This is a genomic window from Bradyrhizobium sp. JHI2711 (assembly GCF_056156565.1).
Genome location: NZ_JBPZPT010000001.1, coordinates 1,987,009 through 2,007,380 on the forward strand (window position 1 = coordinate 1,987,009; position 20,372 = coordinate 2,007,380).

The window sequence follows — 20,372 nt, forward strand, 5'->3', positions numbered from 1 at the left end:
CCTCAAACAAGGAGTCTATCATGCTGAAGACCATCATCGCCGCGGCGGCTCTGTCGCTTGCGGCCGGATCTGCGCTCGCGCAGACAAAGACCGAGATCGTGATGCAATATCCCTATCCGGAGCTGTTCACCGAGACGCACAAGCGCATCGCCGAGGAATTCGCCAAGGTGCGCCCGGAGATCAAGGTCACGATGCGGGCGCCTTACGAATCCTACGAGGACGGCACCCAGAAGGTGCTGCGCGAGGCCGTGACCAATCAGATGCCTGACGTCTCGTTCCAGGGCTTGAACCGCATCCGCGTCCTGGTCGACAAGAACATCCCGGCCGAGCTCGACGGCTACATCGCCGCGGAGAAGGATTTCGACAAGCAGGGCTTCCACCAGGCGATGTTCGACATCGGCACCGCCAGCGGCAAGGTCTACGCCCTGCCCTTCGCGATCTCGCTGCCGATCGTCTACGTCAACCTCGACCTGGTCAAGCAGGCCGGCGGCGACGTGAACAATCTGCCGAAGAGCTGGGACGAGCTGATCGCGCTGGCCAAGAAGATCAAGGCGCTCGGCAACGACACCAACGGCGTCACCTATGCCTGGGACATCACCGGCAACTGGCTGTGGCAGGCGCCGGTGTTCGCGCGCGGCGGCACCATGCTCAATGCCGACGAGACCAAGGTCGCGTTCGACGGAGCGGAAGGCAAGTTCGCCATCAATACGATCGCGCGGCTCGTCAACGAGGCCGGCATGCCCAATCTCGACCAGCCGTCGATGCGCGCGGCGTTCGCGGCCGGCAAGACCGGCTTCCACGTCACCTCGACCTCGGACCTCAACAAGGTCACGCAGATGACCGGCGGCAAGTTCGCGCTGAAGACGATTCCGTTCCCGGACGTCGCCTCCACCAAGGGCAGGCTGCCGGCCGGCGGCAACGTCGTGCTGATCCTCGCCAAGGACAAGGCCAAGCGCGATGCCGCCTGGGAAGCGGTGAAATTCTGGACGGGCCCCAAGGGCGCCGCGATCATGGCGGAGACCACCGGTTACATGCCGCCGAACAAGGTCGCCAACGAGGTCTATCTGAAGGACTTCTACGTCAAGAACCCCAACAACTACACCGCGGTCAGCCAGCTCGCGCTGCTCACCAAATGGTACGCCTTCCCCGGCGACAACGGCCTGAAGATCACCGACGTGATCAAGGACCATCTCAACTCGATCATGTCGGGCGCGCGCGCCAAGGAGCCGGAGGCCGTCCTCGCCGACATGACGGCTGACGTGCAGAAGCTGCTGCCGAAGACCACAGGCGCGGCGCGCTGACCATCCTCACATCCCCCGGCACGGGACGCCCTCGGCGTCCCGTGCCGCCTCGATGACCGGAGCTGGCGATGAAACTGCTGCATCTGAGCGACATTCACCTGACGGCGCCCGGTGCGACCATCGGCGGCCGCGATCCGCGCGTCAATTTCGAGCGGGCGCTGGCGCATGCGCTGCACGATCATCACGACGCCGAATTGATGGTGATCACCGGCGACCTCTCGGATTGGGGCGATCTCGCCGATTATCAATGGCTCAAGCAGCGCCTCGACGCATATCCGCTGCCGGTGCGGCTGTGCATCGGCAACCACGACCGGCGCGCCGCCTTCCTGAGCGTGTTCCCCGACCTCGCCGACGAGAACGGCTTCGTCCAGGGCATCCACGATACGGCTGCCGGCCGCTGCCTGTTCCTCGACACCGCCCATCCGGAAACGCACGCCGGCCGCTATTGCGACGATCGTCTCGGCTGGCTCGAGGCCCGGCTTACCGAGCATGACGGGCCGTTCCTGCTTTTCATGCACCATAACCCGATGCCTGTGCATCTCGTCCCGTTCGACCAGATCGGCCTGATCGACGAGGCTCCATTCCGGCATCTCGTCAGTCGCCACCGGGCCAAGATCCGCCACGTCTTCTTCGGGCATTGTCACTTGCCGCTTGCAGGCTCGATTGCAGGCGTCCCCGTCTCGTCGCTGCGGGGCACCAACCATGCGAGCTTCCCGCTCTTCTCCGAGACGAAGCTGCTGAGCGCCTGCGACCTGCCGCAATCCTACGGCGTCGCATTTTTCGGGGAGGACTATGTGACCGTGCACATGGTGGAATACGGCTACGACGGTCCGATCCGCATCCAAGGTTCGCCCGACTACAAGGCCTGGGATCGCGAGACCATGGTGCGGTGACGGCGAGCGCCGACCCTTTCCAGGGGCGCGTATTCATAAGCCCGCGCTGCACTCCTTGGAGAGTCCGCTCCACCTCGATAGCAGCGCGCTGGCGTCCTCGCCCGGGTCGGAGATGGGCCAGAAGCTGACATCCGATGTGAGGCTACAAGGATCGGCGGAAATTTCGCGGCGTCGTGCCGACAATTCTGCGGAAAGTCTGGGCGAAAGCCGACGGCGTTGAATATCCGACTGCGAGCGCAACTTCACTGATCGATAGATTTGGATCATTCAGCAGGCGTTGTGCAAGCAACATGCGTTGCCGAGTTAGCCAGACATGCGGCGTCAATCCTGTCGAGAGACGGAACGCCGAGCAAAAATGATAGCGGCTGCGGCCGACCAGGGACGCTAGTTCGTCAAGGCCGATCGGCTTGTCGAGATGCGCCAGCATGTATTCGGTCACACGCCTGAGCTGCCAGCGCGCGAGCCCGCCGCGAGTATAAGCGAGGCTCTGCGGCAGCTGCACTATGCTGTGCGAACGCAATAGCTGGATGCAGAGTAGGTCAACCGCGCGATCGACCAGCAACTTTGCCGAAGGATCGACAATGACGTCGGGGTCGCTGAGGATTGCAAGAAGCTGTGAGGTCACAGCGTCTTCGCTGCCGACGCGTGGCGCCAGCTCTACCTTGCCTCGCCCCCCGATGAGTGTTCGGCAATGCTCCAGTCGTTCGTTGGTGAGATAGACATGGGACACGTGGAGCGGTCCTTCAACTTCCCAATCTCCATCATGCCGGTCGGGAATCACAGTGATAGAATTCGGCCGCAGCGGGGCAGAGAGCCGCCGTCGCTCAACCGTCCACGCACTGTGCTGAGGCTCTCCATAGTAGGTGCCGACAAGGTGTCCGGGCATGCCTGGGGCATAGCCATAACGCGTGCCACGAACAAAACGATGAGTGAGTTGTGTGCCGCAGTTCAACTGGATGGGTGCCAAAGGCGGCGGGGCTTCCGATAGCAGCCGGACCATCGTCTGAAAAGGATTTCGATCAGGCATCGCTTTGGTTATGTCATATTTGGCCGCACCCGCGACAGGCGCTTCATCGACATACCATGTTTCACGACATGGCGGGAATGGAAGCTGCGGTCGAAATGTCGCAATGTCTGGCTGATTGCACAAATAGTGCGCATGATTGACTTCGCGGTATCGAGACAACTCCGATGGCAAGTGGCACGTGGGTTGGGCTTGATCTCATTGCGCCCGGTCTACCACTCACAGCTGGGCTGCCTTGGCCGCGATGGGCGAGAAGCAGAGTCCACAGGCGCGGGCGCCACTTCGTCGCAAGATTGCGATAGTCGCCGCAATATCGGAACGGTGCGTCCGTCGGGATCATGGCCTACTGGGCCGGATCATCCGAGGGGATCCCGACCACCATGACAAACCAAGAACCGTTCGCCGCCGGCGCTGCTGAGACCGAAAGCACGCGGGGCGGAGTATCGCGCCGTTCGCTCCTGCTGACTGTCGGCGGAGCGGCTTCCATGGCGGTGGTGCCCCAGGTTACCGCGCAACCCGCATCCGAAAGCAAGCCCGCTGCATCGACGGCACGGGTTCGTCTGAACGTGAACGGAACGAGACAGGAGCTCGACTTGGATACGCGGCAATCCCTGCTCGACCTTCTGCGCGAAGATCTCGGTCTCACCGGTACGAAGAAGGGCTGCAATCAGGGCGCCTGCGGCGCTTGCACCATCCTGCTCAACGGCAGGCGGGTCGTGTCGTGTCTGACGCTGGCTGCGATGCACGACGGGGCCATTGTCGAGACGATCGAGGGTCTCGAGAAGAATGGTGAGCTTCATCCGCTCCAGAGCGCATTCGTCGAGCACGACGGCTTGCAGTGCGGCTTCTGTACCCCCGGGCAGATCATGTCGGCCGTCGGCTGCATCGCCGAAGGCCATGCGGGCTCGCCGGAGGACATTCGGTTCTGGATGAGCGGCAATATCTGTCGCTGCGGGGCGTATCCCGGGATCGTCGCCGCCGTTGCCGACGCCGCCAAGAGGGTCTGACCATGCTCCCGTTCACGATCGAGAAGGTGACCTCCATCGAGGCCGCCGTCGCCGCCGCATCCTCCGGAGGCCGCCTCATCGCCGGCGGCACGACATTGGTCGATCTCATGCGCGACGAGGTGGAGCAGCCACAGCAGCTCGTCGACATCAATGCGCTTCCGCTGTCCGGTATTCGCGTCGACCGGTCCGACCTCGTCATCGGCGCGCTCGCGCGGATGGCCGACATCGCCGCCCATTCCGATGTTCAGCGTCTTTACCCGCTGATCTCCGAGAGCCTGATCGAGGGCGCCTCGCCGCAACTGCGCAACATGGCCTCGATCGGCGGCAACCTGCTCCAGCGCGTGCGCTGCCCCTACTTTCGGATGCTCGACGCATCCTGCAACAAGCGCAGCCCTGGCTCGGGTTGCGCCGCACGCGACGGCCTGAATGCCGGTCACGCCATTCTCGGCACCAGCGATCACTGCGTGGCGACGCACCCCTCGGACGTTGCGGTCGCGCTGGTCGCGCTCGATGCCACTATGCGGGTCAGGGGGCCGAAGGGCGAGCGCACTTTCCCGGTCGAGGAGCTGTTTCGCTTGCCCGGCGACACTCCCCATCTCGAACACACGCTGCTGCCGGGCGAGCTCATCGTTGAAGTGCGGGTCCCCGGGGGGCCTGATAGCCGCCGGGCGCGCTATCTCAAGGTGCGCGACCGCGCGTCCTACGAATTTGCGCTGGTCTCCGCGGCAGCGGCGCTCGACGTCGTGGACGGCGTGATCCGCGGCGCGCGGCTCGCGGTTGGCGGGGTCGGCACCCGACCTTGGCGCATGCGCGCGGTGGAAGCGGCGCTGATCGGCAAGGTACCGGGCCGGCAGGTGTTTGAGGCGGCCGCCCGATCGGCGTTGGAAGGGGCCCGCCCGCTGTCCGGCAATCATTACAAACTCGAACTCCTGCCGCGGACGATCGTCCGCGCCTTCGAAATGACGGGAGGAATTGCATGACCATCAGCGTCATCGGACAGCCGCTGCCCCGCGTGGATGGCCGTGCCAAGGTCACGGGCTCCGCGCGGTACGCGGCCGATTTTAATCAGCCCGGCCAGGCCTATGCCGTGATCGTCAGCGCCACAATAGGGCTTGGACGAGTGACCGGCGTGGACAGCGCGGCGGTCGAGAAGATGCCGGGCGTTCTCGCCGTCCTCTCGCATCTCAACGCGCCACGCCTGGCGTACCGCCCGCACAAGAGCTACATCGATCCGGCGACGGGCGAGCGGCTGCATGTGCTGCAGGACGACCATGTGCGCTTCCACGGACAGCCGGTGGCGCTCGTCGTTGCCGCAACCATTGCGCAGGCGGAGCGCGCCGCCGCGGCGCTGCGCCTCACCTACAAGGCCGAGCGGCCAATCATCGATTCCGCAGGTCCCGAAGCCCGTCCCATCGTGCCCGAGGCTGGCAAACAGCCGGACGCCCGGCTGCCCGCCGACAAGGCGCGCGGAAGTGCGGATAAGGCCCTGGCCGACGCGCCGGTGAAGGTCGATGAGACCTATGACATCGCGCGCGAGAACCACAATCCGATGGAGCCGCATGCGACGATCGCCAGCTGGAACGGCGACCGCCTGACGCTTTGGAGCAAGAGCCAGTTCGTCGTCAACGAGCAGGCCGAGATCGCGGCGATCTTCGGTCTGTCGCCCGAAAAAGTGACGGTCATCTGCCCGTTCATCGGCGGGGCCTTCGGGACCTCGCTCAGAACCTGGCCCCATGTGACGCTCGCGGCCATGGCCGCCCGGCACGTGGGGCGCCCGGTGAAGCTCGTCCTGACGCGTAAGCAGATGTTCTTCACCACCGGACATCGGCCGCGCACGGTGCAGAGGATCGCTCTCGGCGCCACGGCGGACGGAACGCTCATCAGCGTGGTGCACGAAGGCACGGGCGAGACCAGTCGCTACGAAGAATTCATGGAAGCTCTGACCTCGGTCACGACGTTCCTCTACTCCTCGCCCAACGTGCGGACGCGCTACCGTCTGGTCCCGCTCGATACCGGAACGCCAAACCACATGCGTGGCCCTGGCGAGGCCAGCGGCGTTTTCGCGCTCGAATGCGCCATGGACGAGTTGGCTTATAAGCTCCGCCTGGATCCGATCGATCTGCGGCGCCGGAACGAGCCGGAGATCGACGAGGGAGAAAACAAGCCCTTCTCCAGCCGATCGCTGATGAAATGCTACGATCTCGGGGCCGAACGGTTCGGCTGGTCGCGCCGTACGCCCGAACCGCGCTCGATGCGCGACGGCCGCCTGCTGATCGGGATGGGAGTAGCCTCGGCAAGCTATCCGGCCTTTCACGCGCCGGCCACCGCGCGGGCGCGGCTGCTTCGGGACGGGACAGCCGAGGTCGAGATCGCGGCCAGCGACATGGGTCCGGGCACCTATACGTCGATGACGCAGGTCGCCGCCGAGACTCTCGGGCTCCCTGTCGAAAAGGTGCGCTTCAGCCTTGGTCGCTCCGATTATCCGCCTGCCCCATCCCACGGCGGCTCTTGGACCATGGCCTCGGTGGGCTCCGCGATCCGCGCTGCCTGCATCGCCGTGCGAGAACAGGCCGCGAAGAGCCGGAACGATCGGCCGATCGAAGCCACGGCGTCGTCTCAACGGGATCCCGAGGCTGCCGCCAGGTTCTCGATGCACTCGTTCGGCGCCGTCTTCGTCGAGGTCGCCGTCGATCCCGACGTCGGCACGATCCGCGTTCGCCGCGCGGTCGGCGCCTATGGCATCGGCCGCGTCGTCAACCCGCGTCTCGCCCACAGCCAATGCACCGGCGGCATGGTCGGCGGCATCGGTATGGCGCTGATGGAGTGCACCGTTCTCGACGCGCGCGACGGCCGGCCGGTCAACGCTCACATGGCCGACTACCTGATGCCCGTCAACCTGGACATTCCCCAGATCGAAGCGCACTTCGTCGAGGAGGCTGATCCGCACGTCAATGAACTCGGGGTCAAGGGTCTCGGCGAAATCGCCCTGGTCGGTATCGCCCCCGCGATCGCAAACGCCGTCTTTCATGCGACCGGCAAGCGCGTCCGCACCCTGCCGATCCGAATCGAAGACGTGCTGACCGCTTAGCGCTGTAAAGAGGGTGGCATACGCCACTCCTGGGCATGTGGTTGTTCTGCATCGAAGAGGCTGACGTACCCACCCTACTCCACCAGCAGCACGTCGACGGCGACGCCGAGCTTCTGCTTGGGCGAGCCGACGATGATGCCGTCGACCGGCGAGACGTCGGAAAAATCGCGTCCCATTGCGAGCACGATGTGATCGTTGCCGATGAGGAGATCGTTGGTCGGATCGAGATCGACCCAGCCAAGCTCGGCCCCGCACCAGAGCGACACCCAGGCATGGGTGGCGTCGGCCCCTTGCAGCCGCGGCTGGCCCGGCGGCGGAATGGTGCGCAGATAGCCGCTGACATAGGCCGCCGGCAGGCCGAGCCCGCGCAAGCCAGCAATCATGACATGGGCAAAGTCCTGGCAGACGCCGTGACGCTTGTCGAAGACTTCGTCGAGCGGTGTCGAGATCACGGTCGCCTTCGGATCGTAGCGGAATTCGCCGCGGATGCGTCGCATCAGGTCGACGGCGCCGGTGAGGATGCCCACGCCGGGCGGAAAGCTCACCCCGGCGTAGGCGCTGACCGGGCGCAGCACCGGCACCAGGGGGCTGGCAAAGACATAACCGACCGGCGAGGACGGCCCGAGGCTGGTGGCTTCGAACGCGATGTCGCGGACGCTCTCCCAGGGCGGGCTGACCGCATCGCGCGCCGGCGGTCGGCGCGAGATCGAAACCCGCGAGCGCGAGTCGATGCGCAGATTGCGATGCGCGGCTTCGATCGTCACGCTCTCGGTCAGCGTGCCGAAGAAGTCGCGCCGCACATTGCGCTCGGCCGGGCGCGGTTGGATCTCGACCTCGTGCGAGATCAGCTCCTGGCCGACGCCGCTTCTGGGCTCCAGCCGCAGCGTGCAGCGGGCGAAGCTGACGGGATTCTCGTACTCGTAGGTGGTGACGTGGCGGATGTCGTAGATCACGCCAGCCCCGTCAACTTTTCCGGCCGGCTGGCATTGGGACCGTGCGGGAAGTAGTGCTGCCCGATCGCCTCGCCGAGGCTGAGCAGATCCTGCTCCAGGGCGAACAGCGTCTTGACCTCGAGCTTCTCGGCCTCGGCGGTCGCGAGCATCGCCTGCATCGCCACGGCGAGACGCTGCGGTTTCTCGATCAGGCCATGCTCCTTCAGGCTCGGCAGCGCCGCAATGTGCTCGTTCAGCGTCGTCACCTGAAACGCCACCGAACGCGGATTGTAGCCGTCGAGCACCGCGAGGTCGCGCACCGGGGCCAGAATGGGCGCCAGCAGATAACGCGAGCGGTAGGTGATCTGGCAATCCACCAGCGTCAGCAGGATGTCGAGATCCTCGTCGCCGGCCTCGTCATAGGCGAACTGGCGGGTGAAGCGCGTGGTGTTGATGGCGCGCTCGATGCGGCGGCCGATATCGAGAAAGCGCCAGCCCGCGGCGCGATTCATATTCTCCTGCGCGAGCCCTGCGAAGCTCGCCAGCTCCTGCAAGGTCAGCTCGGCGGCGCTCAGCACGCTGTCGTCGTCCTCCACCTCGATGGCGAGGCGCTCGGCCATCTCGGTGATCACCTGCCAGGCATCGGGCGACAGCCGCTCGCGCAAGGAGGTCGCCGTGCGCTGCGCCGCCCTCACCAGCGACAGGGCCGAGCCGAAACGATCCGCGCCCTGCAGCGCTTCGGCGACGATACGCCCCGCGGCCGTGCGCGAGGATTGCGAGACCGCGCCCCAGGCGACAAGGAGGCGCTGGATGCGTTCGGCCGATTGCACCGAGGCCGCCGTGCCCTTGTTCGGCCCGCTCGGCGAGCCCAAAGCGCGCACCAGCCGCAGCGTCGCCTCGGCGCGCTCGAGATAGCGGCCGAGCCAGAACAGATTGTCGGCGGCGCGGCTCGGCAGCACGCCAGCGATGCGGCGGATGCGCACCTTGTCGGTCGCCGGCAGGAGCGTCGCGGTCGCGACCTGCTTGTCGGAGACGACCCAGACGTCGGCGGCGCGCGCGCCGTCGCCCATCGACACCGCGCGCGCGTCCGGCTGCTCGGCGATGCGGCAGAAGCCGCCGGGCATGATGGCCCAGCCGTCCGGCGTGGCGGCGGCGAACACGCGCAGCACGAAGGGCCGCGGCGTGAGCTGCCCGTGCTCCCACACCGGCATGGTCGAGAGCCGCACCACCTCCTGGCCGACATAGTCCATGCCGCGCGCGCTGATCGCATCGATCAGACGCTGCCGTCCGCTCGCGTCGAGCTCGCTCGCGAGCACCGGACCATTGCTGTCGAAACCGGGAACGCCGCGCCGATAGGCGCCTTCGATCGCGACCTCGTCGAGCCGCGCCAGCACCTCGTCGCGCGCCACGCGCTGGCCGCACCACCAGGTCGCGATGTGCGGCATCTTCAGGTCTTCGCCGAGCAGGCGACGGCTGAGCGCCGGCAGGAAGCCGAGCAGCGCCCGGGCCTCCAAAACGCCCGAGCCCGGCATGTTGGCGACGACGACGCCGTCCTTGCGCAGCACGTCGATCAGGCCGGGCACACCGAGCCGCGAGGAGGCATCGAGCTCGAGCGGGTCGAGCGAGTTGGAATCGACCCGGCGCAACAGCACATCCAGCCGCTTCAGGCCGGCGACGGTGCGGATGTGGACGCGGTCGTCGCTGACCGCGAGATCGTCGCCCTCGACCAGCAGGAAGCCGAGATAGCGCGCTAGCGTCGCGTGCTCGAAATAGGTCTCGCTGAAGCTGCCGGGGGTGAGCACGCCGATCCTGGGCTCGTCGCGATCGGCGCGCGCGCGCAAGCTGTCGCGGAACGCCTCGAAGAACGGCGCGACGCGCGGCACGTTCATCGACTTGTAGAGATCGGAGAAGGCGCGCGACAGCACCAGGCGGTTCTCCAGCGCGTAGCCCGCACCCGATGGCGCCTGGGTGCGGTCGCCGAGCACCCACCAGCGGCCGTCGGGCCCGCGGCCGACATCGGCGGCATAGATCGAGAGATAACGTCCGCCGGGCGGCGGCACGCCGCAGACCGGACGGAGATATTCGGGACTGCCGGCGATCGCCGCGGCCGGGAGCGCGCCTTCGGCCACGAGGCGCCCCTCGCCATAAATGTCGCGCAGCACGCGCTCGAGCAGCTCGGCGCGCTGGGTGATGCCGGCGCAAAGCTGCTGCCAGTCGGCCTCGTCGATCAAAAGCGGCAGATGGCTGATCGACCAGGGCCGGTCGGCGCTATCGCCGGGCGCGCGGTAGGTGACGCCGGCCTCGCGGAGATGGCGATCGGCCATGCCGAAGCGGCGCTCGATCTCGTCGGGCGCCAGCGCGCCGAAGGCGTCGAAGAAGCGGCTCCAGACCGCGCGCGGCGCACCGTCGGGCCCCAGAAACTCGTCGGGGATGCCGGGCAGGCGGCTATAGTCGCGGACCCACTGCGCAATCCGCTGCTGGGCATTTGCCCTGCCCGCCTGGTCGTTGTCTTCGGCTGCGCCCTCGCCCATGGGCCTTTCCCTCCCCCACCATCATACTCATTGCAGGAGCGGGGTCCGCAAGTCGAGGGTCAGCGGAAATTCATTTGTGCGTTCCTCAGGCGGCGGCTGCATCGGACCCGGGGTGTGGCCGTGGTCCTGGAAGCGCGCCAGCCGCCGGGCCTCGGCCTCGTAGGTATTGACCGGCTTGGTGTCGTAGTTGCGCCCGCCAGGATGGGCGACGTGGTAGACGCAGCCGCCGAGCGAGCGGCCGTTCCAGGTATCGATCAGGTCAAAGGTCAGCGGCGCGTGCACGGGGATGGTCGGGTGCAGGCCGGAGGCCGGCTGCCAGGCCTTGAAGCGGACGGCAGCCACAGCCTCGCCGGAGCGGCCGGTCGGGGTCATCGGCAGGCGGCGGCCGTTGCAGGTGACGACGTGGCGGCCCTCGACGAAGCCTTCGGCCTTGACCTGGAGCCGCTCGACCGAGCTATCGACATAGCGCACGGTGCCGCCGGCCGAGCCCTCCTCACCGAGCACGTGCCAGGGCTCCAGCGCCTGCCGCAGCTCCAGCGTCACGCCGCCATGGTGGATGCGGCCGAAAGCGGGAAAGCGGAATTCGAGCTGGGCCAGATACCATTCCGGCTCGAACGGATAGCCCGATTGCTTGAGCTCGCCGAGCACATCGAGAAAATCTTCCCAGATGAAATGCGGCAGCATGAAGCGGTCGTGCAGCGCGGTGCCCCAGCGCACGAACTTGCCGCTCAGCGGCTCACGCCAGAACTTTGCGATCAGCGCGCGGATCAGGAGCTGCTGCGCCAGCGACATGCGTGGATCCGGCGGCATTTCGAGCGCGCGGAATTCGACGAGGCCGAGCCGCCCCGTCGTTCCTTCCGGCGAATAGAGCTTGTCGATGCAGATCTCGGCGCGGTGGGTGTTGCCGGTGATGTCGACCAATAGATGCCGGAACAGCCGGTCCACCAGCCAGAGCGGCGTCTGGTAGCTGGGCGGCGGCACGTGCGAGAGCGCGATCTCGAGCTCGTAGATGCTGTCGTGGCGCGCCTCGTCGATGCGCGGCGCCTGGCTGGTCGGGCCGATAAAAAGACCGGAGAAGAAATAGGACAGCGCCGGATGGCGCTGCCAATACAGCACCAGGCTCTTCAGAAGATCGGGCCGGCGCAGGAACGGCGAGTCCTGCGGTGAGGAGCCGCCGACCACGACGTGATTGCCGCCCCCGGTGCCGGTGTGACGGCCGTCGACCAAGAAACGGTTGGCGCCGAGGCGGACCTTGGCCGCATCCTCGTAGAGGCCGGTGGTGATCTCGACCGCATCGCGCCAGCTCTTGGCCGGCTGGATGTTGATCTCGATGACACCGGGGTCGGGCGTCACCTTGATCACCTCGATGCGCGGGTCGAACGGCGGCGGGTAACCCTCGATATGGACCGGAAGCTGCATCTCCTCGGCGGTGTCTTCCAGCGCCGAGATCAGCTCGAGATAATCCTCGATGCGCTCGACCGGCGGCATGAAGGCGCAGATCAGGCCGTCGCGGATCTCCACGGCCATCGCCGTGCGCACGGGTATAGCGGTGTTGAGATGCTCGGGGGCCGTACGCGGCGGCGATGGCGGACGCGCCATGCGGGTGAACACCGGCAGCCTGCCCCGCGGCTCCATCGGATCCTGCTCGACGATGTAGGGATATTGGTTGGGCGGGACGTGACCGAGCGAGCCGATCGGCAGGCGCAGGCCGAGCGGTGAATCGCCCGGCGTCAGGAACAGATGATTGCGCCGCAGCGGCCAGCGTTCGCTGCGCCAGCGCGGAGGTGCATTCCAGCGCTGGATCGGCAGCACGAAGCCGCGCGGCGTATTCAGGCCCTGGTCGAACACCCGCGCCATGCGTGCGCGCGCTTCGGGATCGGACAGCTTGGAATCGGTGGGATCGACATTGACCGGAAGCTCCGCTTCCTTCTGCAGCCAATAGGCGGGATCCTCATAGGCCGGCATGATGTAGCCGAGGTCGACGCCGAGCCGCGCCGCCGTGCCTTCCATGAAGGCCTCGGCATCCTTGACCTCCGGTCTCCTGGGATTCTCGATCCTGGCGATGAGGTCGGCGTTCTTCCAGATCGGCACGCCGTCCTTGCGCCAATAGAGGCCGAAGGCCCAGCGCGGCAGGCTCTCGCCCGGATACCATTTGCCCTGGCCGTAATGCAGCAGCCCGCCCGGCGCGAAGCGCGTGCGCAGGCGGCGGATCAGATCGTCGCCGAGCGTGCGCTTGGTCGGACCGACGGCCTCCGTGTTCCACTCGCCGGCCTCGAGATCGTCGACCGAGACGAAGGTCGGCTCGCCGCCCATGGTGAGGCGCACGTCCGCGCTGGCGAGATCGCCATCGACCTGCTCGCCGAGATCGTCGAGGCGCGCCCAGGATTCGTCGGAGAACGGCTTTGTGATGCGCGGCGCCTCGCGGATGCGCCTCACGCTCATGTCGAAGGAAAACTCGACCTCGGCAAAGCCGGCCCCACCAGAGATCGGCGCCGCCGAACGGTAGTGCGGCGTGGCTGCGACCGGGATGTGCCCCTCGCCTGCGAGCATGCCCGAGGTCGCGTCGAACCCGATCCAGCCTGCACCCGGCAGATAGACCTCGGCCCAGGCGTGCAGATCGGTAAAATCGTTCTCGACTTCCGGTGGCCCCTCGATCGGATCGATGTCGGGACGGATCTGGACCAGATAGCCCGAGACGAAGCGGGCGGCGAGCCCGAGATGGCGCAAGGTCTGGATCAAGAGCCAGGCGGAGTCGCGGCATGAGCCTGCGCCGGAGACAAGCGTCTCCTCCGGCGTCTGCACGCCCGGCTCCATGCGGATGATGTAGCGGACCTTCTTCTGGATCTCGCGATTGAGGTCGACCAGGAGATTGACGGTGTTCGGGGCCTCGTGCGGGATGGTGTCGAGGAACTTGGCGAACAGGCGATCGGGCTTGATGGTCTCGAGATAAGGCGCGAGCTCCGTCTTCAGATCCTTGGGATAGTCGAACGGAAAGCTGTCGGCATACGGCTCGACGAAGAAGTCGAACGGGTTGACCACCGTCATCTGCGCCGTGAAGTCGACCTCGAATTTCAGCTCGGTGGTCTTCTCCGGAAAGACGTAGCGCGCCAGCCAGTTGCCCTGCGGGTCCTGCTGCCAGTTCACGAAATGATTGGAAGGCGTGACCTTGAGCGAATAGCTCAGGATCGGCGTGCGCGTATGCGGCGCCGGCCGCAGCCGTATCGTCTGCGGGCCAAGGTCGATCGGGCGGTCGTATTTGTAGTGCGTGACGTGGTGTAGCGCGACGTAGATCGACACGGGATGCGGTGCTCCAGCAGCTTTTTTGAGCAGAACACCTGAGGTCAGCGCGATCAAGCACTAACAACGGGCACGGGGTGCCTAGGTAAGATGCGGAGCGGGTGATGGTGGTTGTTATTGGGCCGCGCCGGCGAGGCTCTTCCCTTCTCCCCTTATGGGAGAAGGTGGCGCGAAGCGCCGGATGAGGGGTCTCTCTCAACCCGCAAAACCGCTCGTGAGGATAGAGACCCCTCACCCGGCTTCGCTTTCAGCGAAGCCACCCTCTCCCACAAGGGGAGAGGGTTTGAAAGCCCTACGCCGCCGAGGTCAGCCTTTGCAGGAATTGGGTCACTTCGCGGCGGAGCGTCTCGACTTCGCCGTGGACGCGTTCGGAGGCGTGGTTGACGCGTGCAGCGACGCGGCCGGTGTCGGCGGCGGCCTCGCTGATGCCCGTCACGTTGGAGGAGACCTGCGAGGTGCCGGCGGAGGCTTCGTGAACGTTGCGGGCGATCTCGCGCGTCGCCGCGCCCTGCTGCTCGATCGAGGCGGCAATCGAGGCAGTGATGCCGTTGATCTCGGCGATGGTCTGCGCGATCGCCTCGACGGCCGCGACCGAATTGGTGGTCGATTGCTGCATCTCGCCAACCTTGGCGCTGATCTCTTCGGTCGCCTTGGCGGTCTGGTTGGCGAGGCTCTTGACCTCTGAGGCGACCACCGCGAAGCCGCGGCCGGCGTCCCCTGCCCGCGCCGCCTCGATGGTGGCGTTGAGCGCGAGCAGGTTGGTCTGCGAGGCGATCTCGCTGATCAGCTTGACGACGTCGCCGATCTGCATCGCGGCGTCCGCAAGGCTCCGGATCTCGCTGCCGGCGCGATTGGCTTCGTTCACCGCCCGTCCCGTGCTCGCGGTCGAGCCGGCCACTTGGCGATTGATCTCGGCGATCGACGATGCGAGCTGCTCGGCGGCGCTGGCGACAGTGGCGACGTTGCGCGAGGCCTGGTCGGACGCGGAGAGCACGCCGGAGGTTTGCAGGCTGGTCTTCTCCGCCGCCGCCGCCATCTGGCCGGCATCTGATTCGAGATCGGTCGCGGCGCCCATCAGCGTGCCCGCAACCTGATCGAGATGCGTGCCGAACTGCCGCGCGAGGCCGGCGATCTCCTCGACGCGGCGGCCGAGACTGTCGGTGCCGGCATTGATGACGGTCGCCGAGCGGCGGAACGAGCCGGGCAATCCGCGCGCCAGGATCTTGCGGAAATACTTGCCGCGGCTGGCATACTCCATCGATGCCGAAGCTTCCCGCTGGAACGCATCGGTAATGTCGAGCATGTCGTTGACTGATCTCTGGATGGCGCCGATGCGCCCGGCCTGCCGCTCACTGAGGATGCGCGCCTCGAGATCGCCGCCCGCCGCCTTGCGGCACACAGCGGCGACCTCGTCGACGGCAACCGCGGTGCGGTGCTGGCACCAGACGACATAGCCGGAGAGCGCGATCGTCGCGCCGAGAGAAGCGGCACTCGCGATCCCGGTCATGCCGAGAAGCGAGAGAACGAACGCAAGGACGGCAAGACCACACGCGAGCGCGGTTGCTCCCTGCGCCTTAGAGAGAGAGCACAAATTCATCGTAACCGACACCCTGTTGCTTGAGCAGGCCGACCATCGCCTCGAAGCTCGCCTGCATGCCCTCCTTGGCGTTGGCATGCCGCGCCTCCTCAGTGCACAGCGTCTTGTAGATCGGCTTGATGCGCTCGATCTGCGCGGGATCCGGCTTGCGACGGTTGGAGTGATAGCCGACGATGTTGCCGCGCTCGTCGAATGTCGGCGTGACGTGGGCGAATACCCAATAGTGACTGCCGTCCTTCGCCAGGTTGACGACGTAGGCGAAGATCTCCTGCTTGGACTGCAGCGTGTCCCAGAGCAGCTTGAAGACGGCGCGCGGCATGTCGGGATGGCGGATCAGGCTGTGGGGCGCGCCCATCAGCTCCTTCCACGAGTACTTCGCCATGCGGATGAAGACGTCGTTGGCGTAGGTGATGCGGCCTTTGAGATCGGTCTTCGATACGATCAGCTCCTCCTCACCGAGGAGATTTTCCACCCCAGTGGGACGTATCGCTTGCATCGGCTCGATCCTCAAATCACGCCGGCCCCACCACGCTGTGAAGCCGCATCGCCTCCTGTCTACGGCAACAGTGTTAACCAGATGTAAGCCGGGAACTTCTCACGGGAGGCGCCCACCTCCGTATCATTACTTAGCGAACGGCCGTTGCATTTCGGATCGCCACACGCGTCCCAATTCCGGTTGCGATCATCGGATACCGGCGGCGCTTGATTGGGTTGCGCGGCGATGCTCGCGCGACGCGCGACTACATCGTCGCGCCGAGCACCCAGGGCGCGAACTCGGCGCCGCCGAAATCGAAGCTCTCGCTCTTGGTCGGCTGGCCCGAGGCGGTCTTGAGGATGAGATCGAAGATGCGCTGGCCGCATTGTTCGACGCTCTCCTCGCCTTCGAGGATGGTGCCGCAATTGACGTCCATGTCCTCTTCCATGCGCCTGTACATGGGCGTGTTGGTGGCGAGCTTGATCGACGGCGCCGGCTTGCAGCCGAACACACTGCCGCGGCCCGTGGTGAAGCAGACGAGGTTGGCACCTCCTGCGACCTGCCCGGTCGCGGCCACGGGGTCGTAGCCGGGCGTGTCCATGAACACGAACCCCTTCTTGGTGACGGGCTCGGCGTAGCGCAGCACCTCGACGAGATTGGTGGTGCCGGCCTTCGCCATCGCGCCGAGCGACTTCTCCAGAATGGTGGTAAGGCCGCCGGCCTTGTTGCCGGGGCTCGGATTGGCGTTCATCTCGGCGCCTTCGCGCGCGGTGTACTCATCCCACCAGCGCATCAGGTCGACCAGCTTCTCGCCGACCTCGCGGCTGACGGCGCGGCGCGTCAAGAGATGCTCGGCGCCGTAGGTCTCCGGCGTCTCCGACAGGATCACGGTGCCACCGTGACGCACGATGAGGTCGCTGGCTGCGCCGAGCGCAGGATTGGCCGATACGCCGGAATAGCCGTCCGAGCCGCCACATTGCAGCGCCACGGTGAGCTCGCTCGCCGGCACCGTCTCGCGCTGGACCTTGTTGGCGTCAGTCAGCGCCTCGCGCACGAAGGCGATGCCGGCTTCGACCGTCTTGCGGGTGCCGCCGACCTCTTGGATGTCCATCGCGCGCAGGCGGCCGGCAAGCTTCTGCTCTTCCATCAGGCCGCCGATCTGGTTCACCTCGCAGCCGAGACCGAGCACGATGACGTGGGAGAAATTGACGTGCCGGGCATAGCCGCCGAGGGTGCGGCGGAGCAATGCAAGCGGCTCGTTCTGCGTCATGCCGCAGCCGGTCTTGTGGGTCAGCGCGACCACGCCGTCGACGTTGGGGAAATCGGCGAGCGGATTGTCGCCGGTGAAGGGATTCTTCTTGAAGACGTCGGCGACGAGGCTGGCGACATGCGCGCTGCAATTCACCGAGGTGAGGATGCCGATATAATTGCGTGTGGCGACGCGGCCGTCCGGACGGCGGATGCCTTCGAAGGTCGCCGGCAGGTCGAAGTTCGGCGTGGGCTTGACGTCGGCGCAATAGGCATAGTCCTTGGCGAAATCACCCATTCCGCAATTCTGCACGTGCACGTGCTGGCCCGGCGCAATCGCTTGCGTGGCAAAGCCGATGATCTGACCGTAGCGCCTGATCGGCTCGCCTTCGGCGATCGGCTTGATCGCGACCTTGTGGCCGGAGGGAATGCGATCGACCGCGGTCACGCCGTCGGCCACCAATGTGCCCGGCGGCAAGCTCGCGCGCGCGATCACCACGCCATCATCGGGATGCAGGCGGATGACGGGGCTGATGGTCATGGGAGTCTCCTTCGGAGGCGAATAGCGAATGGCGAGTGGCGAATGGAAAAGGGAGTAGCCCTATTCGCTACTCCCCATTCGCCGTTCGCGAGTTTATCAGGCCTTGCCGCCCGAATCCTTGCGGGTCGCGTTCACCTGCATCTTGGCGTAGGTGGTCATCAGGCCGACCTCATTGGACAGCGTCACCAGCTTGAAGCCCATGTTGATCGCGCGCGCCGCGCCTTCGGCGCCGCTGCAATGGATGCCCGGGTTGAGGCCGCGCTTGCCGCACTCCTTGATGATCTTCTCGTAGATCGCGAGAATCTCGGGCTCGCTGCGGTCGAGCTTGGGCTCGAGGCCATAGGAGAAGCCGAGATCGGACGGGCCGATATAGACGCCGTCGATGCCTTCGACGTCGAGGATCGCTTCCATGTTCTCGACGGCGGTCCGCGTCTCCATCATCGGCAGCAGCACGATCTCGTCGTTGGCCGTCTTCTGATAGGAGCCGGCGGTGCCGTACATGCCGGCGCGGATCGGGCCGTTGGAGCGCACGCCCTTGGGCGGATATTTCGAATAGGAGACCAGGTTCCGGGCTTCCTGCGGCGTGTTGACCATCGGGCAAATCACGCCATAGGCGCCGCCATCGAGCACCTTGCCGATGATGCCGGGCTCATTCCAGGGCACGCGGACCATCGGGGTGACCGGATGCTTGTCCATGGCCTGGAAGCACTGCACCATCGAGAGATAGTCCTGCACGCCGTGCTGCATGTCGACCGTGACGCTGTCGAAGCCGCATTGCGCAACCATCTCGGCCGAGAAGCCGGACGGGATGGCAAGCCACGCGTTGACGACCGCCTTGCCCGACTTCCAGATCTCTTTGACTTTATTCGCCACGTGCCTTTCCTTCCCTGTTGCTCTCACTTCGCCGCGGATCGGTTGGGCCGCACTTTGAGCGAAAAAAAGCGTGAATGTCCATGGCTCTCGCCGCGCACGCACGCATATCAGGGTTCATCCCTCCGCGAGGGTATCATCTGTGCCTCCGAGCCCCGCAAGGCTCCGTTCGAGCTCGCCGAGCATCTCCTGCAATTCGGCGAGCTTGCGTGCGCCGAAGCGCCGCGTGATTTCGGCATAGATCGCTTCCGACGTCGGCGCGACCGACGCCATCAGCTTGAGCCCCTCCTTCGAGATCGAGACCATGCTGCGGCGCTGGTCGGCTTTCGCCGTCTTGCGCTCGATCAGGTTGCGCGCCTCGAGGTCTCGCAGGATGCGCGACAGGCTCGGCCCGAGCAGGAACGCGGTGCGCGCGAGTTCCGTGACCTCGACCGCCTCGATCGCCGCCAGCGCCCGCAGGATGCGCCATTGCTGCTCGGTCAGGCCGTGCTCGCGCAGCGAGGGACGAAACTGCCGCATCACCGCTTCCCGGGCCCGCAGCAGCGACATCGGCAGCGAGCGAGAGAAATCGCGCATCGGCACCTGGCGCGCAGCCGGCGGGTGACCATTGGCGGGATCGGCGGATTTCTTGGTCATGACGCCCTTTCAAGCCGCAAAACGTTTGCAGTGCAGCAAGCCGAATTTGTGTTTGACGCATTCACTTAACATGTTAAGTATCTCGCGGCACCACGATTTGTAAGATCACAAATGGCGCTTTCCAACGACGATATCCAAGCTTGCGCGAGGCGTCTGCACCAGGCGGAGAAGACCCGCACGCAGATCCGGCAGCTCTCGCAGGACTTCCCGGACATCAGCATCGCGGAGGCCTACGCGATTCAGAAGGCCTGGGTCGACGTCAAGATCGCCGAGGGGCGCGTGGTCAAAGGCCACAAGATCGGCCTGACCTCGAAGGCGATGCAGAGCGCGCTTGGCATCGACGAGCCGGATTCCGGCGTGCTGCTCGACGACATGTTCTTCGCCGATGGCGGATTGGTGCCGACCGAGCGCTTCATCGCGACGCGCGTCGAGGCCGAGCTCGCCTTCGTCATGAGCAAGCGCCTTTCTGGGCCCGACTGCACGCTATTCGACGTGCTCAACGCCACCGACTTCGTGGTGCCGGCGCTGGAGATTTTGGATACCCGGATCGAGCGCGTCGATCCCAAGACCAAGGCGACGCGAAAGATCTTCGACACCATCGCCGACAATGCGGCGAATGCCGGCATCGTGCTCGGGGGGCGGCCGATCCGCCCGCTGGATGCTGACCTGCGCTGGATCGGTGCGCTGTGCTTCAAGAACGGCCAGCTGGAAGAGACCGGCCTTGCCGCCGGCGTGCTCAACCATCCCGCCACCGCCGTCGCCTGGCTCGCCAACAAGATCGCCCCGCTTGGGCTGGCGCTGGAGCCGGGCCAGGTCGTGCTCGCCGGCTCTTTCATCCGTCCGATCGAGACCCGCAAGGGCGACACAATCCAGGCCGATTATGGCGCCTATGGCTCGGTCAGCTGCTACTTCGCCTGAAGACAGGGAGTGAA

At 65.8% G+C, this 20,372-nt stretch carries 15 protein-coding genes; 6 read left to right on the forward strand and 9 right to left on the reverse strand.

The annotated features are described in order from the left end of the window. Positions 1–20: 20 nt before the first annotated feature. Both ACTEK7_RS09355 and ACTEK7_RS09360 read left to right on the forward strand, forming a co-directional pair. On the forward strand, positions 21–1,301 hold the full coding sequence (locus ACTEK7_RS09355; protein WP_225146052.1) for an ABC transporter substrate-binding protein: 1,281 nt from the start codon (positions 21–23) through the stop codon (positions 1,299–1,301). Positions 1,302–1,369: 68 nt separating this feature from the next. Then, positions 1,370–2,194: a phosphodiesterase gene (locus ACTEK7_RS09360; RefSeq protein WP_225146053.1), complete on the forward strand. Its 825-nt coding sequence runs from the start codon at positions 1,370–1,372 to the stop codon at positions 2,192–2,194. Between the two features lie 142 nt (positions 2,195–2,336). Here the strand turns inward: ACTEK7_RS09360 and ACTEK7_RS09365 are convergent, their stop codons facing one another. Further along, positions 2,337–2,924: a helix-turn-helix domain-containing protein gene (locus ACTEK7_RS09365; protein WP_051056896.1), complete on the reverse strand. Its 588-nt coding sequence runs from the start codon at positions 2,922–2,924 to the stop codon at positions 2,337–2,339. A gap of 674 nt (positions 2,925–3,598) precedes the next feature. On the opposite strand from ACTEK7_RS09365, the gene ACTEK7_RS09370 reads away from it, so the two are divergent. The 3 genes from ACTEK7_RS09370 to ACTEK7_RS09380 are packed head-to-tail and all read left to right on the forward strand — an operon-like array spanning position 3,599 to position 7,313. Next, positions 3,599–4,225 (forward strand): (2Fe-2S)-binding protein, encoded by a 627-nt coding sequence (locus ACTEK7_RS09370; RefSeq protein ID WP_036006185.1) that lies wholly within the window; start codon positions 3,599–3,601, stop codon positions 4,223–4,225. 2 nt (positions 4,226–4,227) lie between these two features. Beyond that, positions 4,228–5,205 carry an FAD binding domain-containing protein gene (locus ACTEK7_RS09375; protein WP_036006148.1) on the forward strand — a complete coding sequence of 326 codons (978 nt, stop codon included), beginning with the start codon at positions 4,228–4,230 and terminating at the stop codon, positions 5,203–5,205. Then, positions 5,202–7,313, forward strand: coding sequence for a xanthine dehydrogenase family protein molybdopterin-binding subunit (locus tag ACTEK7_RS09380; RefSeq protein ID WP_225146054.1), 2,112 nt, complete (start codon positions 5,202–5,204; stop codon positions 7,311–7,313). Before ACTEK7_RS09375 ends, ACTEK7_RS09380 begins: the two co-directional genes overlap by 4 nt. A gap of 74 nt (positions 7,314–7,387) precedes the next feature. Here the strand turns inward: ACTEK7_RS09380 and ACTEK7_RS09385 are convergent, their stop codons facing one another. From ACTEK7_RS09385 to hpaR, 8 genes are all read right to left on the reverse strand, one after another. After that, positions 7,388–8,266, reverse strand: a complete 879-nt coding sequence (locus ACTEK7_RS09385; protein ID WP_225146055.1) for a transglutaminase family protein — start codon at positions 8,264–8,266, stop codon at positions 7,388–7,390. Then, entirely contained in the window at positions 8,263–10,776 is a 2,514-nt protein-coding gene (locus tag ACTEK7_RS09390) for a circularly permuted type 2 ATP-grasp protein (protein WP_225146056.1), read from the reverse strand. Before ACTEK7_RS09390 ends, ACTEK7_RS09385 begins: the two co-directional genes overlap by 4 nt. 27 nt (positions 10,777–10,803) lie before the next feature. Beyond that, positions 10,804–14,073, reverse strand: a complete 3,270-nt coding sequence (locus tag ACTEK7_RS09395) for a transglutaminase family protein (RefSeq protein WP_225146057.1) — start codon at positions 14,071–14,073, stop codon at positions 10,804–10,806. Positions 14,074–14,365: 292 nt separating this feature from the next. Beyond that, a complete protein-coding gene (locus ACTEK7_RS09400) occupies positions 14,366–15,670 on the reverse strand; it encodes a methyl-accepting chemotaxis protein (protein ID WP_225146058.1) in 1,305 nt (434 codons plus the stop codon). Then, positions 15,648–16,166 (reverse strand): PAS domain-containing protein, encoded by a 519-nt coding sequence (locus ACTEK7_RS09405; protein ID WP_036006163.1) that lies wholly within the window; start codon positions 16,164–16,166, stop codon positions 15,648–15,650. Before ACTEK7_RS09405 ends, ACTEK7_RS09400 begins: the two co-directional genes overlap by 23 nt. Positions 16,167–16,410: 244 nt before the next feature. After that, positions 16,411–17,934 carry a UxaA family hydrolase gene (locus ACTEK7_RS09410; RefSeq protein WP_225146059.1) on the reverse strand — a complete coding sequence of 508 codons (1,524 nt, stop codon included), beginning with the start codon at positions 17,932–17,934 and terminating at the stop codon, positions 16,411–16,413. Positions 17,935–18,030: 96 nt separating this feature from the next. Continuing rightward, a complete protein-coding gene (locus ACTEK7_RS09415; protein ID WP_124160740.1) occupies positions 18,031–18,807 on the reverse strand; it encodes an HpcH/HpaI aldolase family protein in 777 nt (258 codons plus the stop codon). A gap of 114 nt (positions 18,808–18,921) precedes the next feature. Continuing rightward, a complete protein-coding gene (gene hpaR / locus ACTEK7_RS09420) occupies positions 18,922–19,440 on the reverse strand; it encodes a homoprotocatechuate degradation operon regulator HpaR (RefSeq protein ID WP_036006169.1) in 519 nt (172 codons plus the stop codon). A 111-nt stretch (positions 19,441–19,551) separates the two neighbouring features. Between hpaR and hpaH the strand changes: the two genes are divergently transcribed. Further along, entirely contained in the window at positions 19,552–20,358 is an 807-nt protein-coding gene (hpaH, locus tag ACTEK7_RS09425; protein ID WP_036006171.1) for a 2-oxo-hept-4-ene-1,7-dioate hydratase, read from the forward strand. Positions 20,359–20,372 lie beyond the last annotated feature (14 nt).

What these genes read in the sequence shown, in the direction of transcription:
- ACTEK7_RS09355 (WP_225146052.1), top strand. Translation starts at nt 21, where the DNA reads ATGCTGAAGACCATCATCGCCGCGGCGGCTCTGTCGCTTGCGGCCGGA.
- ACTEK7_RS09360 (WP_225146053.1), top strand. Translation starts at nt 1,370, where the DNA reads ATGAAACTGCTGCATCTGAGCGACATTCACCTGACGGCGCCCGGTGCG.
- ACTEK7_RS09370 (WP_036006185.1), top strand. Translation starts at nt 3,599, where the DNA reads ATGACAAACCAAGAACCGTTCGCCGCCGGCGCTGCTGAGACCGAAAGC.
- ACTEK7_RS09375 (WP_036006148.1), top strand. Translation starts at nt 4,228, where the DNA reads ATGCTCCCGTTCACGATCGAGAAGGTGACCTCCATCGAGGCCGCCGTC.
- ACTEK7_RS09380 (WP_225146054.1), top strand. Translation starts at nt 5,202, where the DNA reads ATGACCATCAGCGTCATCGGACAGCCGCTGCCCCGCGTGGATGGCCGT.
- ACTEK7_RS09390 (WP_225146056.1), bottom strand. Translation starts at nt 10,776, where the DNA reads ATGGGCGAGGGCGCAGCCGAAGACAACGACCAGGCGGGCAGGGCAAAT.
- ACTEK7_RS09400 (WP_225146058.1), bottom strand. Translation starts at nt 15,670, where the DNA reads ATGAATTTGTGCTCTCTCTCTAAGGCGCAGGGAGCAACCGCGCTCGCG.
- ACTEK7_RS09405 (WP_036006163.1), bottom strand. Translation starts at nt 16,166, where the DNA reads ATGCAAGCGATACGTCCCACTGGGGTGGAAAATCTCCTCGGTGAGGAG.
- ACTEK7_RS09410 (WP_225146059.1), bottom strand. Translation starts at nt 17,934, where the DNA reads ATGACCATCAGCCCCGTCATCCGCCTGCATCCCGATGATGGCGTGGTG.
- hpaR (WP_036006169.1), bottom strand. Translation starts at nt 19,440, where the DNA reads ATGACCAAGAAATCCGCCGATCCCGCCAATGGTCACCCGCCGGCTGCG.
- hpaH (WP_036006171.1), top strand. Translation starts at nt 19,552, where the DNA reads ATGGCGCTTTCCAACGACGATATCCAAGCTTGCGCGAGGCGTCTGCAC.